This window comes from Dyella sp. SYSU CM1112 (genome assembly GCF_058216415.1).
In genome coordinates, this window is sequence record NZ_JBZEGI010000004.1 from 309,749 (window position 1) to 324,395 (window position 14,647).

Here is a 14,647-nt window from a genome sequence, read left to right on the forward strand (position 1 = left end):
CTCAGTTAACCCACAGACGCAGAGGTGTGGAAATTTTTTCCTTCCGCACTTCTGCAGCATGGCTGTGGAGAAGTGCCGTCACGATCAGCCGTTCAGTCGTCGATTGCACATGTAATTCGCCATCGAATGCCTGGGCGTGAACGCGGATCTCGTCCACGTTCACCAGGTTGGTTCCGAGCTTGGTTGCAAGATCGCGCCGTTGTTCGCTGAAGTAAACGGCTTTCATCAGCTCGTCTTCGTCCAGAAATCCCTCTGCACGAACGACCACCCAGCGATGATCATTGGTTTGGCCGGCCCGTACCCGCAGCTTGATACGCGAGCACATCCTTTGAGATGAGACATACACAATTGCCTCGCAGGCCATTCGATAAATCGCCGTGTGAACACTGGGCTCCAGGGACATAAAGCCCCGCCCACTTATTTCACAGCTATAAGCTATTCCGGCCTCGTCCAACGCGCGGGCAAGCGTTTCGTTCAATGCGGCAGGAAGCCCGCGGTCGCGCCAGGCCGAGGGATGCAGGCTTTCGGCAAGACGATACACCTGCTCCTGCGCCGCAACCGCCTGTTTGTAGAAACTATGCGTCTCGATATTGGGAAGAATTCGTCGCATGTGTTCGAGGAATCTTGCATTGTTGATGTGCAGCGAGTTGGCTGCAAATTCCAGTCGTTCCGCCGCTCGCTTCATCCGGCGCTCGCTCAGAAGGAGGTTCTGTCTCGCCATTTGCTGAACATCCTGCGCAATCGCGCGCTCACGTTCCTCCCGAAGGTTCTGCGCCGTGATCTTGGCTCCCAGAGCATAGAGTCCGCTCACGGCAAGACATAGCGCGGCCGTTATCTCGACGACGTTGGATGTCGTGGGGAGATCCGGTTGTAAAAGGCCGTTGCAGATAATGACGAGGGTTCCGGCGATGGCCGCTGCACGCCAACCGTGTCTCACGGTCAACCATGCTGCCGGGATGAACATGGCCATTTCAATGATCTGCGCCTGTACCGGACTCATCTGCGATGCAACGACAGCCATGAGCAAAATCACCGGGGCCGAGATGCCCAGTGCGTCCGTAAGAAGCCGGTTCGACCATATGCGTTTGAGGTGGGTGTTGATGCGTCCCTTGCGGTAGTCCAGACGGCAAATCAGCGCCCAAGGTAAGAGGGTGAGCAGACCTGCATAGTTACCTACCAGGAAAATGGCCGCGATCATCGGGCCCTGGCGGAATGGTCCGCTCGTGATATGAAGAACGGATATCAAGGCATAGCTGTAGGCGCTGAGAACCAGGGATACCAGCAAGATGCACGCAAGCAGGGCCTTGATGTTGACCAAATGCCTGGTTGGGAAAATATTTAGCTTGCTTCGGCATAGCCATACGATGGGCATGCCGAACAGCATTTCTGGAACCATGCGGATCGCGACCCAAGTAGGTCCGAAACTGTCCAGGCATTGCCATGCCAGGTAGGCGTTGGGAATGGTCTCGCCGATGAGCAAGGCTACCCAATACCGGTAAGGAACCATCAGTAGGCAGATCACTTGAAGACCGGCGTAGAGATGCCAGTGGGCGGGCGCCGACGTGATGGAGTGAATCGCGAGAAAAGCCAATGCATAGCCCACGCAAACAGCGACCTGCATGAACCACTCGCTTCCCCATAGCCGTTTTCCCATCCCCCGTGCCTCTCTTCGCGCGATGTGGTGATTCAATCTTCCCGGTTCAGCCGGTTTCAGCGTCGGCGTTTTGTCTAATTTTTGGATGGCGCGCGTGAATGGGTCGTGCAAGCCACCCGCAAGATAGTACGGCCGTTACCCTTGGCCTCTGTGGCAATCACGTCTCGCGCTGGGCACCCTCGGCAAGTTTATCTCCCTCATGGAGACCCCAGCCATGCAGCGAGCTTTGATGGGGGGGTGACTACAGCCGCGGTCCTCATTCGGTGTCGCCCGCACATTTTTGTCGGCAGCGTGTCGAAATCCGGTCCTGCTGTTCGTCATTGTAGTGAAGGCCGGTAACCAGCCCGGCCGATGGCCAGATCAGGGGACGAAAATGCCGCAATATCTAATCTCTACCTACCTTCCCGACGACTTTGACCCTTCCCTTGTAAGCGAAGCGGCCGTCGAAGCCATCCACGCGCTCAACAAGGAAATGATCGCGGCGGGCGTCAGGAAATTCGCCTGTGGCCTGAGTCCCAAGGCAGTCACCCTGCGATCACAGCCCGACGGTGAGGTGATCGTCACCGATGGGCCGTATCTGGAGACGAAAGAGTTCGTGGGCGGTCTTTTGATACTGGAAACCGACAATCTGGACGAGGTGCTGGCCTGGGTACGCAAAGGAGCCAAAACGCTCCAAGGAGCGCTTGAGGTGCGAGAGATTTTCTTTAGGCCACCCCCCGCAGAGGACTAAGCAGCACGGCAATGCCGAAGGGGTGCGGCGCAACGGCGTCGTCGAAACCCGCTATGACAAAACGGGAAATATAAGCGAGCAGTGATGATTCACGCACGGCACGCAGGAGTGGCTTTGCGTGAAAAGGCCGATTCTGAGGAGTGGGCTATGCGCAAAAACAAGATCGGTGCCTTCTTAATGAAGTGCACGGAGAAGGGTTGCCGCTGATCGCCCGATAGTGGCTGTGTTGTTTGCTTCAATCACACTGTCAGGAACGGCTGCAATCCGCAGGTGGTCTCGTTCATGGTGCTGGCAATGTGCGCGGACATGTCCGCTTCCTGGTCCCGGGCGGATGTAGACTCTCTGCCGTCAGCAATGCCGTTTCGACTTGCTTTTGTAGCCGCCAAGGAGGCGTCATGAGTGCTCTACGCTTTGCATTCATCTGTTGTGTCGCACTCGGCTTTGTTCCCTTCATCACCTTTGCCTTCGATGGTGATCAGGTGGCCGGGTCCGCATCCGACAAACAGCTGCAGCACACACTGGACGCGATGAAAGCAAATTCGACGGAAGGCCACCCGGACCTGCACGGTCAATTTGAGGGCATTCTTCGCTACGAGAAGGGAGACTACGCCGAGGCGATGAAATACTTCCTTCTCGGTGCTCGCTATGCCGACAAGGTATCTCAGCTAAGTATCGGTTTGCTGTATCTCAACGGTCAGGGCGTCACTAAAGATCCTGCTACGGCGTATGCATGGATAGCGCTCTCTGCTGAACGTAACTATCCGCAGTTTGTGGCTACGCGAGATCGCGTTAGGGCGCAGCTCGATCCGCAGCAGCGCGATAGGGCAGATGGCATTCTCAAGCAGCTGATGGCCGAATACGGAGATGCGGTGGCGAAGCCGCGCATGATTGCCCAGCTGCAGCAAGCAAAGCTACACATGACCGGTTCAATGCTTGGCTATGAGCCTTACGAACAAACCTATAGTGCTGCACAGTTCTTCGGCAGTCTAAAGAGGCCTGCTTTCGGCGCAGCCGGGCTTGATCCCGCAGATCCGCCACCTCAATGCGGCCTCGGTGCGGTCGAAGGTGGTGTTATTACCGGATGCGGCAAATTTTGGGCCGAAAGCCGCTGGAACTCCACCATGTATTTTAAGGGGATCGATAGTTTTTGGCGGGGCACAGTCAGGGTGGGTACGTTGCAGAAGGTAAGTAACGCTTCGGCACCCGCAGCCGCTTCAACTTCGCCAACCACAACGATGGATCGCTCGCACAGCGAGCACTAATCCTTTGCAGTGTGCAGGTCGATTCACGAGCGCGACAGCCCAGTTGCCGTGCGGCCAATTGCGCCCGTTATGCTCGCATGTGGCGGAAATGCGATGGGTATCTCGCTACGTATCTGGCCACTGGGCAAACCGTCTGCAGCTTCCAGCAAACAGCATTTAGGGCAATCGAATTCTGCCGGTGCCCGGAATGGCGAAGAGAGGGTCCCTGTTATGGGGGTGAAAAGCCAAGCCAATCCGCGAGGGGTGCGCGGGCACGCTGGATCCTGTGTGTGACCACTCAATCGGTTGCCCGCGCTCAGTAGTGCTTCGGTCTCACGCACAGAAGCCTGCAAATGTGAAGGCGGCGTGTAGGGCAGCAGGCAGTTGCCCAGGAAGGCTTGCATGAGTTTAAGCTAGGCATTCGGGGCTTTTCTTGGATTCCAGTCACGCGCAGGGGGCATGTGTATGGACAGCGGAAGCGGCAGCTCCACCAAGAGCAAGCCATCGGCATTGCAGATACCGCCCGTGGTGGCTTCCAGCCATCCTGCCTCGAAACGCACATTTCTCTATACGCCGTTCGGTGGAACGCATGCCTTGGATGCCGCGCTTGGCGAGAACATGGTGCGCGTCGAAAAAGGCAAGCAGGCCCATCCACTGATTGCTCCCTCTCATGTAGAAGCCAATCGTTTGGAGACCCTTCGCCAGGAGACCTTGGCAACTTGGAAAGGCACGCTTGACGCGGCCGACCAGACACTGAAGACACATCACAACAAAACCGTTACGAGCGGCTATACGCAAAAGATGCGCATGCGCCAGATCGCGCATGACAAATCGCTCAATACGCAGCAGCGCGATCAAGCGATGCGACAAGAAAAACGCGCGCATGCGATAAGAACGTTCGAGCCCACCGACGTACTGATGGCCAAAGCCGATAAGGCGTTATATCCCACCAAGTATCGGGCGCTGGAGCAGACGGAGATCGCCAATGCGACGGTCAATGTCAAGGTAACGGATACACCTGCGCATCCCAGGTGGCCCAGTCTTTTCCCGGCAAAGCGAGAAGTTGTCACCGCGCCCAAGCTGTATCCGTCGCTCTACTCGGATGAAAGGCCGCTGGAGAACCTCGATAAAAGGGACAAGCTTTATGTACTTGGCCACGGTGCGCCGGTATCCGAGGACGTGCCCCATCCCGGGATTTATGCCAAGCCGACCATTGGTAACAGTGCCTCGTTGAGCCCCGGCGGACTGGCGCAGCATTTCAGTGACAAGGGGTTGACGAAGGATTTCGAGGATCTGCGTCTTACGGCTTGTCAGTCCGTGCCGCTGTTGAAAGACAGCAGCCTGGATTCGGTAACGCAGGCGCGCGGCTCGGGTTTCCTGGCGCCTGAGCTTTCCAAGGCAGCCAAGCCGCTTTTTCCGAAACTCCATGTCACCGGCTACATGGGCAACGGCGTCACCTTTCCCTTCGGCAGCGATCATCACTTGCGTGCCAGTCCAAGCGACGCCATGGACCGCGTGCCGCGAAAGCAACTGGCGGTAAAGTTTCCGCCGCTTTGATGACCGCTCGCACGAACGAGCCGGCCTGCACTGCACATCACGGACCTCGCTGAATCAATCAACGAGGCGGCGTCAGTTCATGGACGCCGCCCGTCGCCGATCACGGCCGTCGCGGGCCATTCACTGGGCAGGGTAGGCTACGCCTTGTACCCAGGTTTCATGCACCACCAGCGCGTCATCCATGACGGCGAAATCCGCCCGATATCCGGCCGCAATCCGCCCATGCGTGCGCTCCAGCCCGATCCATGCGGCCGGATACGTGCTCGCCATCCGCGATGCTTCTGCCAGCGATAGACCAAGCATCTGTACGGCATTCCGCACCGCGCTTGCCATGTCGAGTCCGGAGCCTGCCAGCACACCTGCTTCGTTCTGGCAGATGCCGTCGCGCATGGTGATGGTTTGACCGTTGAGCACATAGTCGGGCCGATCGCTGCCGACGGGCGGCATCGCATCCGTAACGAGCACACATTTGCCGCGGGCTTTTGCCGCAATGGCTACCCGCAAGGTGGCCGGATGCACGTGATGCCCATCCACGATCAAGCCGCACCAGCTGTGTGGATCGTCCAGTGCTGCGCCGACGACACCCGGATCGCGGCTGCCGAGTGGCGTCATGGCGTTGTAGAGATGTGTGAAGCCACACACGCCTGCGTCGAGCGCGGTGCGTGTGGTGGCGTAGTCAGCAGCAGTATGGCCTGCCACCACGATCACGCCGGCACCGCTCAAACGCGCAATGATTTGTGGCGAAATCTGGTCCGGCGCCAGCGTCAACATCACCGGACCGCGATGAACGCCGATAAGCGCTTCGATATCGTCTTCATCAGGCTGGCGGAACAAATCGGCGTTGTGAATGCCTTTGCGCGCCGTGGCAAGAAAAGGGCCTTCAACGTGGATGCCGAGAATGCCGGGCACGCGTTGTTCAATGGCATCGTCTACTGCTTGCAAGGCGGCATGCATGTGATCCGCCGTGTCGGTGATGAAGGTCGGCAGCATACCGGTGGTGCCGAATTTGCGATGTGCGATAGCGATCCCGCGCAGGGTTTCCACGTCAGGTGTGTCGTTGAACAGCAGGCCGCCGCCGCCATTCACTTGTACGTCGATAAAGCCCGGTAGCAGCAAGCGGCCATGTAGGTCGTGTTTCTGCGCATCGGCAAGGCGTGCGTCATCCTGCGCGACAATGGCGACGATGCGTTTGCCGCGAATCAGTACAGCCAAGCCTTCACGTGGACCGTGATCCCCAAGTACGCGGCCATTGACGAGAGCGATAAGCGGATGGGGAGGCATTACACCGTCTCCGTAACCTTGCGCAGATGTGGCGGTACATCGGGATCGTACCCGCGTGCCAGCGACAGCGCGCTCGCAGCACGATAAAAACTTTGCACGGCAAGCAGCGGCGTCACGATCGGTTCGATATCCGGGGGAAGCGGCAGGGCGTCGGGGCCGGTTACTCCCGGTGCGGCCACCCACACGCGCGCGCCGCGCGCGCGGAATTCGGCAGCCACGGCCAGTGTGTTTTCCAGCGTGCCATCGTCCTGGCCCAGGAACAGCACAGGAAAACCCGCGCCGACCAGGGCCATCGGGCCATGTTTCACCTCTGCGGCGCTGAAGGCTTCGGCATGCAGGCCGCAGGTTTCTTTCAGCTTGAGTGCGGCTTCGAGGGCGGCACCAAAGCCATAACCACGGCCGACGACGAAAAGATTGTGGACATCGACCAGCCCATGTTCGAGCGCGCTCCAATCGCCTTCCCAGCCGCGACGAAGATCGTCGGGCAGGCGCGCGATGGCGGCATGCAAGGCATCGTCGTTTGCCCAATGCGCGGTCAACTGAAGCACGGCGGCCAGTGTGGCGAGATAGCTCTTGGTTGCGGCGACACTGCGTTCCGGGCCAGCACGCAGCGGGATCACGGTGTCGGCCAGCGCGGCAAGCGGTGAGTCTTCGACATTGACCATCGCCAGCACGTACGCGCCTGCGTCTTTTGCTGCCTGTGCGCTACGCAATAGGTCGGGACTTTTGCCCGATTGCGACATCGCGATGAACAGGGCCCCTTCGAGTTGCAGATTTGCATCGTAAATGGAGGCCACGGATGGCGAGGCGGACGCCGTGACCAGACCGAGCTGGGTCTCGAACACATACTTGGCGTAGGCCGCCGCATGATCGGAGCTGCCGCGTGCGCAGGTGACGATGAAGCGTGGTGGCTGCGCGCGCAGGCGTTCGCCCAGGGCCTTCAGCAGTGCGGCGTTTTGCGCGAGTTGGCGTTCCACGGTGGCGGCGCTTTCCTGCGCCTCGTTGTACATCAAGGTGTCACGAGCGGATTTCATGGGGGCTCCGGAGAAAAAGCGCGCGCCATGCTGTTCTCTCTTGCGAGAGAAGAAGTGAGAGCGAGGGGTAATCCTCGCTGCACGGCAGAAGAGGGCGCGGGACGATTAAAAAAGGGGGGCGCTGATGAAGGGAGGGCATAGCCACTGAGCTACCGCTCACGCCAACCGCGGATCGTGCCCGCGATGGGCGTTCTCCCCGTACAGGAGAACGCCTGCTGCTCAGGTCTGCCGTGGCGGAGCTGTCGACCCGCGTACGACCAGTTCGGGCATGAAGCCTTCGTTGGCCGGCTCGCTGTGCGCCTGTTGCAGGCCATTGATCAAACGCAGGGCTGCATGCCGGCCGATTTCGCTGGTCGATTGCCGCGCTGTCGTCAGCGCCGGCCACGCTTGCTTGGAGAACGGACTGTCCTCGAAACCGGCGATGGAGAGATCCCACGGCACATCCAGCCCGGCCGATCGAGCCGCGGCCAGCACACCCGCCGCGATTTCGTCGTTGCAGCCGAAGATGGCCGTAGGCGGCTCTTTCAGCGCGAGCAACTTGCGCGCGCCGCGGAAGCCGTCGTCGAACGCGTAACGGCCGGGAAGAATCAGCTTGCGATTGAGCGGGATGCCGTAGTCCTTCAACGCATCGGCATAACCCTGGTAGCGCTCGGGGCTGGAACGGTGATGCGGTTCGCCCCAGAGGAAGCCAATGCGCGTGTGACCCAGCTGGATCAGGTGCTCGGTGATCGCATAGGCGGCGTCGTGGTCGTCCACATAGACGCAGGGCATGCCGTCCCTGGGGTCTTCGCGCGCGGCGATGATACGCACGAAGTGCACATCGTGCGCCTTCAGCGTCGCCAGCAGGGCGGATTGCTCCGACATCGGCGGCGCCAGGATCAATCCGGCCAGGCGTGCGCGCTGCACCAGCGAGACCAATTCCTCGGCCAGGCCCGGCGCGGCAGAGTCGCAAGGATAGATCTGCAGGCCGAAGCCGCGTTGGCGGCATGCTGACAGCACGCCGTTCTGCATATCGATCACGTAGTGCGCGTTCGGGTTGTCGTAGACCAATCCGATCGCATACGAGTGAGAGCTGCTGCGCAAGCTGCGCGCCGACGGGTCGGGACGGTAGCCGAGCTGTTCGATCGCCCGTTCCACCTTTTCGCGTGTTTCGGGACGTACCGCCGCCTCGTGATTGATAACGCGGGAGACCGTCTTCAACGAGACGCCCGCGTGCTTGGCGACGTCCTTGATGGTGGGACTGTGCAACGAAAAATCCTCCCGGATGTCGGGTGCACATCGTAGCCCACCCGCCAGGTTGAAAGTGAAGGTTGTCGGGACCGGGCATAAGCGGCATCAGTGCGCGTGGTTGCCCACGTTATGGCCGCGCATCCCGTAGTACAGGATGTAGAGATAGCACGGCACGATGACAATCACGAACGCCAGCTGGAAATCGATGTACTGCTTCAGATGCACGAACGCCTGTGGCAGCAGCGCGCCACCGACGATACCCATCACCAGGAAGGCCGATCCCAGTTCGGTATGGCTGCCCAGGCCCTTGATGGCGAGCGGGAAGATGGCCGGCCACATCATGGCGTTGGCAAAACCCAGTGCGGCGACGAACGCCACCGACACATAGCCATGCGTGAAATACGCGCAGACCGCAAACAGCGCGCCCAGCACGGCAGAAATCGCCAGGTAGCGTTGCTGCGAAATGAAGCGAGGAATCAGCACCCAGCCGAAGAGGTAGCCCACCAGCATGGCGAGCATGGTGTAGGTGGTGAAATGCGAGGTCACTTGCAGCGGCAGCCCGAAACCCTGGCCGTAGGTGTTGATCGCATCGCCGGCCATGACTTCCACGCCGACGTAGAGGAACAGGCACAGCACCCCCAGCCACAGATGCGGAAAGCTGAAAATGCCGCCACGGCTATGGCCGATGGCGCGTTCGCTGTTGGCACCGGACGGTTTGATCTCCGGCAAGGACGACAGCACGATCCAGATCGCCAGCACCACCAGGATGCCGGCCATCACCATATACGGCACAAATACGCGCGAAGCGAATTCAGTAAGCAATGCGTCGCGTGCCGGTCCGACCGGAGTGGCCAGCACCTTGTCCTGGAACGAATCAATACCGGTCATCACCAGTGCGCCGAAAACCAGCGGCGCAAGTGCGCCCGCCACTTTATTGCAAATGCCCATGACGGCGATGCGCTGGGCCGCGCTTTCAATGGAGCCGAGAATGCTGATGTACGGGTTGGACGCGGTTTGCAACAGGGACAGGCCAGCGCCGATGACGAACAAGCCGACCAGCGCGCCGTGATAAATGCGGATACGCACGAACTCGCCAAAGATAGCCGCCCCCACGGCCATGATGAACAAGCCCAGTGCCATGCCTTTTTTCATGCCGGTGCGCTTGAGCACCACGCCGGCCGGCAACGCGAGTACGAAATACGACACATAGAACGCGAACGGCACCAGGAAGGCGCTGATGTCGTCGAGCGTAAAAGCCACTTTCACGAAGGAAATCAGTGGCCCGTTGAGCCAGGTGACGAAGCCGAAAATGAAGAACAGCACCCCAATGATGATCATCGGCAGCAAGGTCGACGTGCGTGGCGCGTCGGCGGTGTAGGAGGTGGACGACATGCAGCGATTCCCCGTGGACAAACCCGATGTCGACAGCCGACATCACCGTAATGGCCTTTATTGTCCTCAAGGCGCAACGTTGTCAATCGACGGGCGCAGGACAGTGGCGACAACGTGCGTCAAATCGTCCTTGAATGCAACAGCATGTGACGCATCGCAACAGCCCGGCTTCTAGGTCGATTGGCAGGGGCTGCATGGCGTAAAAATCTTTGTATTCAAAAAGTTAAAATGTTGCGATTGCAACGATCGGGCATCTGCTATCGCAGTGCGGCAAGTTGGCTTGCGACACGTTGATGTCGAACTGTTGACAGCGTTGTCATTCCTGACCAGACTCCGTCAACAAAGTCGCACTCCGAGAGGCGCATCACAGCGCTCGCGGCGAGTGTAGAGAAAAACGTGAGGAGGGGGCGTGGCACAGGCGGTCGTACACGGCAATGCGCAATCGGTGTCGTCACCGGAGCCGGCATTTTTGGCAGCCGACATCGGTGGCACGCATGCGCGCATCGGACTGGTCAGTCCGCGTCCAGATGGTCATCGCCCGGTGACGCTGCTCGAATATCGCCGCTATGCCTGCGCCGAGTGGCCCAGTCTCACCGCCGTGCTGAAGGATTTCGTCGGCCAGCTCGGATCGGGCGCCCATGTCGAGCACTGCGCCGTAGCCAGCGCGGGTTATGTACTGGGCGATGCGATCGTCAATGACAACCTTCCCTGGCCGGTGTCCATCCGCGACATCCGCGAAACGCTGGGCATTGCCAGCCTGGCAGTGATCAATGACTTTGAGGCCGTCGCCTACGCCACGCAGTTCATGACCCAGGCCGACACCGTGTCAGTGGTCGACACTGCCGCACCCCAGGTCAACGGCCCGGTGCTGGTGATGGGGCCTGGTACGGGTCTGGGTTCGGCGGTGCTGTTGCCGGGCAAGCCGCATGCCACGGTGCTCGCAACGGAAGCCGGCCAGGTTTCGCTTGCGCCGGGCAATGAACTGGAAATCGAGATCCTGCGTCTGCTGGCGCGCGATCGCTCCTATGTATCGTTCGAGCACGCGCTTTCCGGCCCTGGCCTGGTCAATCTTTACAACGCCATTTGCACGTTGCGCGGTACGCCGTCGAACTTGCACATGCCTGCCGATATTACGCGCAGTGCCATGGAGCGTTCGGATGCTGCCGCCGTCGAGGCGCTGAATGTGTTTTGTGGCTTGCTGGGCAGTTTCGTCGGCGATCTCGTGCTGCTCTATGGCGCGCGCGGCGGGGCCTATCTCGCTGGGGGCATCTTGCCGCAGATTCGCGACCTGCTGTTGTCCAGCACGTTCGCCGAGCGTTTCTTCAACAAGGGCGTGATGCGCCCTTTTCTGCAGCAAGTGCCTGTACGACTTATGGAGCACGGCCAGCTCGGAGTGATTGGCGCAGCTGGCTTGTATTTGGACGGTCGACAAACCCATTGACGGGCCCATCGATCGAAGGAACGAGGGTTTTTGTTTCGAACCGGGCGCAAGCCCATACGCCACGCAGTACGGACATGCCGCGAACATTTTCCGTGCTGAAAAACGCCTCTGAGGGGAGGAAGCCATGTCACATCGCAAGACCCTGCTTACCGCGAGCATCATCGCGGCACTCTGTCTATCCGGTGCGTTGCATGCACAGGATTCTACCCAAGCCAATAGCCAGACCAGCGAACAGAAAGCGGAGCAAGCCAGCAAGGCCAATGCGAAGCAGCTGGCAACGGTGACGGTGGTCGGTATCCGCGCAAGCTTGCAGGCATCGATGGATACCAAGCGCAATGCCGATGCCATCGTCGATGCGATTACCGCTACGGATATCGGCAAATTTCCGGCCACCAACGTTGCCGAAGCGCTGGCGCAGGTACCCGGCGTCACGCTGGACCATCTGTTCGGCGCAACCCAACGTGTCAGCATCGACGGCATCGATCCTAGTTTGAACCAGGCGTTCCTTGACGGTCACCCGGTGGCCCAGGCGCTGTGGCTGTATGGCGATAGCCCGAACCGTGGCTTCAACTACTCGCTGCTGCCGCCGGAAATTCTCGGCAAGCTCGAAATCTACAAGAGCCCGGAAGCACGTCTGCCGGAAGGCAGCCTGGGCGGCACCGTCTTCATGCACACCTTGCAGCCGTTAGATGTGAAGTCGAATACGCTCAGCGGTTCGTTCGGCGTCAACTATAACGACATGACCAGCAACAACCGCCCGAACGGATCGGTGTTCTACAGCTGGCACAATGATGCGAAGACCTTCGGCGTGGATTTCTCCGCGCAGCATTACGAGCAGGACACGTCTCGCCAGGGCCAGGAAATCTTCGGCTATACGTCCGTCGGGACTGTCGCGGCGCAAAACCCCGCGATTGCCGCGCAGGTGGCGTCCGGCGCCTTGAAGGCTTCCGATCAGATGCCGTCGGAAATCAACTCCGCCAATTTCCAGCAGATCGAGAAGCGCAACAGCATTCTGGTCAACATCCAGTACAAGCCGAACGAGCATTTCGACAGCACGCTCAGCTTGATGTACATGACCGATAACCTCAACAACATCAACGTTTCGCTGTATCCGATCGCTGCGTTCAATTTCGCTGGTATTACCAGTCTTACGCGCAACGCGAACGGCGTGATCGCTGCCGGCTCGCAGGCGGGCACACCGTGTTACCAGGCTACCTCATGCACGAGCACTGCCGACACGTACGAAGATAACGATGCACGTGCGTCGTACATCCGTACCAAGGGTATCGACTGGCGCGGTACGTACTATGGCGATGGCTGGCGTCTGGGTGGCCAGGTCGGCGTGAGCACGTCCAACAACGTCATCAGCCAGGCGTTCAAAGAGCTTTACTACGGTGGCGGCTTTGACTGGAGCATCCAGAAAGGCTTCAACTTCACCGATCCGTCGACTGCCAACAATCCGAATTACTGGGCGGATAACGGCTTTGGCGGCAACATCGGCTACAAGCCCTACAAAACGCGCGATGAATACGGCCAGCTCGATTTCAGCAAGGATTTCGATGGCTTCTTCAACGAACTACTGGTGGGCGTACGCTACGCCTCGCACTGGGAAAGCCAGAGTCTGCTGATCTACCGCGGCGTACCGAACATGACGCTGAACCAGATCGGTTATGGCGGCCTTAGTAATCTCCAGGGCGCCTCGGCGCTTGGCTTGAGCGGCAGCTCGGTGCAGCACGTGCAGACCTGCGGCTACACCTGCATCTTCAATGCGGTGCAGAACAACGGTCCGCTGGTCGCCAACGACCCGGTCGATTATTGGGATAACACCTTCAACGTGCAGCAGCAGAATACCGCTGCCTATGGCCAGTTGAACTTCGGCAACGACAATCTGCATGGCAACATCGGCGTGCGTTGGGTGCGTACCAAGATCACGTCGTTCGGTTATTACGTGCCGAGCAGCTGCCAGGTTCCGGATGCGTCAGGCATCGTGCCGTGGAACTGCAACTTTACCCCAGGCACCGGTTACATCGGCCAGACCAGTACGCATAACAATTGGCTGCCGGCATTTAACATCGCCTACAACGTCACGCCGGATATCATTTTGCGTGGCGCTGCATCGGAGACGATCGCCTATGCCCCATACAACGAACTGGCCCCTTACTTTGAAGCCAATGACACGACGCTGACTGCCACCGCGGGCAATCCGGCCATCAAGCCATACCGCTCGCTCAATGCCGACATTTCGGCGGAGTGGTATTTCAACGACCAGTCGGTGGTTGCGGTTTCGGGCTTCTACAAGAACGTGCTGAACTACGTCGTCAATGCGGCGACGATGCAGACGCGCGAGAACGGTTCGTGGGGCACCTTGTATCCGGGATCCACCGGTCAGTCGCTGGTCGCCAGCGGCATGTGTACGACCGCCGGCATCTGCCAGTACGACGTCTCTGCGCCGGTCAATGGCGGTCGCGCCAAGGTCAAGGGTGCGGCGATCAGCTACCAGCAGGCCTTTGGTGATAGCGGTTTTGGTATCCGCGCCAACTACACGTACTCCGATTCGAGCACGGCAACCGGTGGTCCGCTGCCGTACAACTCGAAGAACTCTTACACGTTTGCTCCGTACTTCGAGCAGGGCCCGTACAGCGCGAGTATTTCTTATAACTACCGCAGCAAGTATCTGTCCGGCGGCTACGTGGCCGGCGCACCGGATGCGTACACCGGCAGTTACAAAGAGCTCGATGCATCGGCGGCCTATGCGTTCAATAAGAACTTCTCCGTGTCCTTCGACATGCTGAATCTGTTGAACTCTGCATACAAGCAGTACCTCGGCCCAACCAATACGGAATTGCTCAACGAGTATGTGAGCGGTCGCGAGTTCATGCTCGAAGCGCACTTCAAGTTCTGATGTAAAGCACCACTTTTCTTCTTCCCCGCCAAGGACCTGGTGATGCTTTGCCAGGTCCACTTTTTTGACGCAAACCACATTGCTGGCGTCTTGGCGCTGTGGATTGTTACAGCGAGATCAGTCGAGCGATGCTAATTGCGAGGGTATGAAGCAATGCGCTTTGGATCGCGGGGAGGCACTTGTTG

Annotated in this window: 10 protein-coding genes; 5 read left to right on the forward strand and 5 right to left on the reverse strand. The window is 59.3% G+C overall.

Going from position 1 to position 14,647, the window contains the following annotated elements:
* Nucleotide 1: 1 nt before the first annotated feature.
* Entirely contained in the window at nt 2-1,621 is a 1,620-nt protein-coding gene (locus AC4HNJ_RS08770; RefSeq protein ID WP_490479167.1) for an MASE1 domain-containing protein, read from the reverse strand.
* Nucleotides 1,622-2,027: 406 nt separating this feature from the next.
* On the opposite strand from AC4HNJ_RS08770, the gene AC4HNJ_RS08775 reads away from it, so the two are divergent.
* The 3 genes from AC4HNJ_RS08775 (at nt 2,028) to AC4HNJ_RS08785 (ending at nt 5,182) form a co-directional block, all read left to right on the forward strand.
* Nucleotides 2,028-2,384: a YciI family protein gene (locus tag AC4HNJ_RS08775; protein WP_490479168.1), complete on the forward strand. Its 357-nt coding sequence runs from the start codon at nt 2,028-2,030 to the stop codon at nt 2,382-2,384.
* A gap of 395 nt (nt 2,385-2,779) precedes the next feature.
* Nucleotides 2,780-3,646, forward strand: a complete 867-nt coding sequence (locus tag AC4HNJ_RS08780; protein WP_490479169.1) for a sel1 repeat family protein — start codon at nt 2,780-2,782, stop codon at nt 3,644-3,646.
* Nucleotides 3,647-4,090: 444 nt separating this feature from the next.
* Nucleotides 4,091-5,182, forward strand: coding sequence for a hypothetical protein (locus tag AC4HNJ_RS08785; RefSeq protein WP_490479170.1), 1,092 nt, complete (start codon nt 4,091-4,093; stop codon nt 5,180-5,182).
* A 120-nt stretch (nt 5,183-5,302) separates the two neighbouring features.
* On the opposite strand, the gene nagA is transcribed toward AC4HNJ_RS08785, so the two are convergent.
* The 4 genes from nagA to AC4HNJ_RS08805 form a co-directional block, all read right to left on the reverse strand.
* Nucleotides 5,303-6,463 (reverse strand): N-acetylglucosamine-6-phosphate deacetylase, encoded by a 1,161-nt coding sequence (nagA, locus tag AC4HNJ_RS08790; RefSeq protein WP_490479171.1) that lies wholly within the window; start codon nt 6,461-6,463, stop codon nt 5,303-5,305.
* The gene (locus AC4HNJ_RS08795) at nt 6,463-7,497 is read right to left on the reverse strand and encodes an SIS domain-containing protein (protein ID WP_490479172.1); all 1,035 of its coding nucleotides are present in this window, start codon (nt 7,495-7,497) and stop codon (nt 6,463-6,465) included. Before AC4HNJ_RS08795 ends, nagA begins: the two co-directional genes overlap by 1 nt.
* A gap of 219 nt (nt 7,498-7,716) precedes the next feature.
* Nucleotides 7,717-8,745 carry a LacI family DNA-binding transcriptional regulator gene (locus AC4HNJ_RS08800; protein ID WP_490479173.1) on the reverse strand — a complete coding sequence of 343 codons (1,029 nt, stop codon included), beginning with the start codon at nt 8,743-8,745 and terminating at the stop codon, nt 7,717-7,719.
* A gap of 87 nt (nt 8,746-8,832) precedes the next feature.
* A complete protein-coding gene (locus AC4HNJ_RS08805; protein WP_490479174.1) occupies nt 8,833-10,119 on the reverse strand; it encodes a sugar MFS transporter in 1,287 nt (428 codons plus the stop codon).
* A gap of 409 nt (nt 10,120-10,528) precedes the next feature.
* On the opposite strand from AC4HNJ_RS08805, the gene glk reads away from it, so the two are divergent.
* The gene (gene glk / locus AC4HNJ_RS08810; protein ID WP_490479175.1) at nt 10,529-11,560 is read left to right on the forward strand and encodes a glucokinase; all 1,032 of its coding nucleotides are present in this window, start codon (nt 10,529-10,531) and stop codon (nt 11,558-11,560) included.
* Nucleotides 11,561-11,684: 124 nt separating this feature from the next.
* Nucleotides 11,685-14,462 carry a TonB-dependent receptor gene (locus tag AC4HNJ_RS08815; protein ID WP_490479176.1) on the forward strand — a complete coding sequence of 926 codons (2,778 nt, stop codon included), beginning with the start codon at nt 11,685-11,687 and terminating at the stop codon, nt 14,460-14,462.
* Nucleotides 14,463-14,647 lie beyond the last annotated feature (185 nt).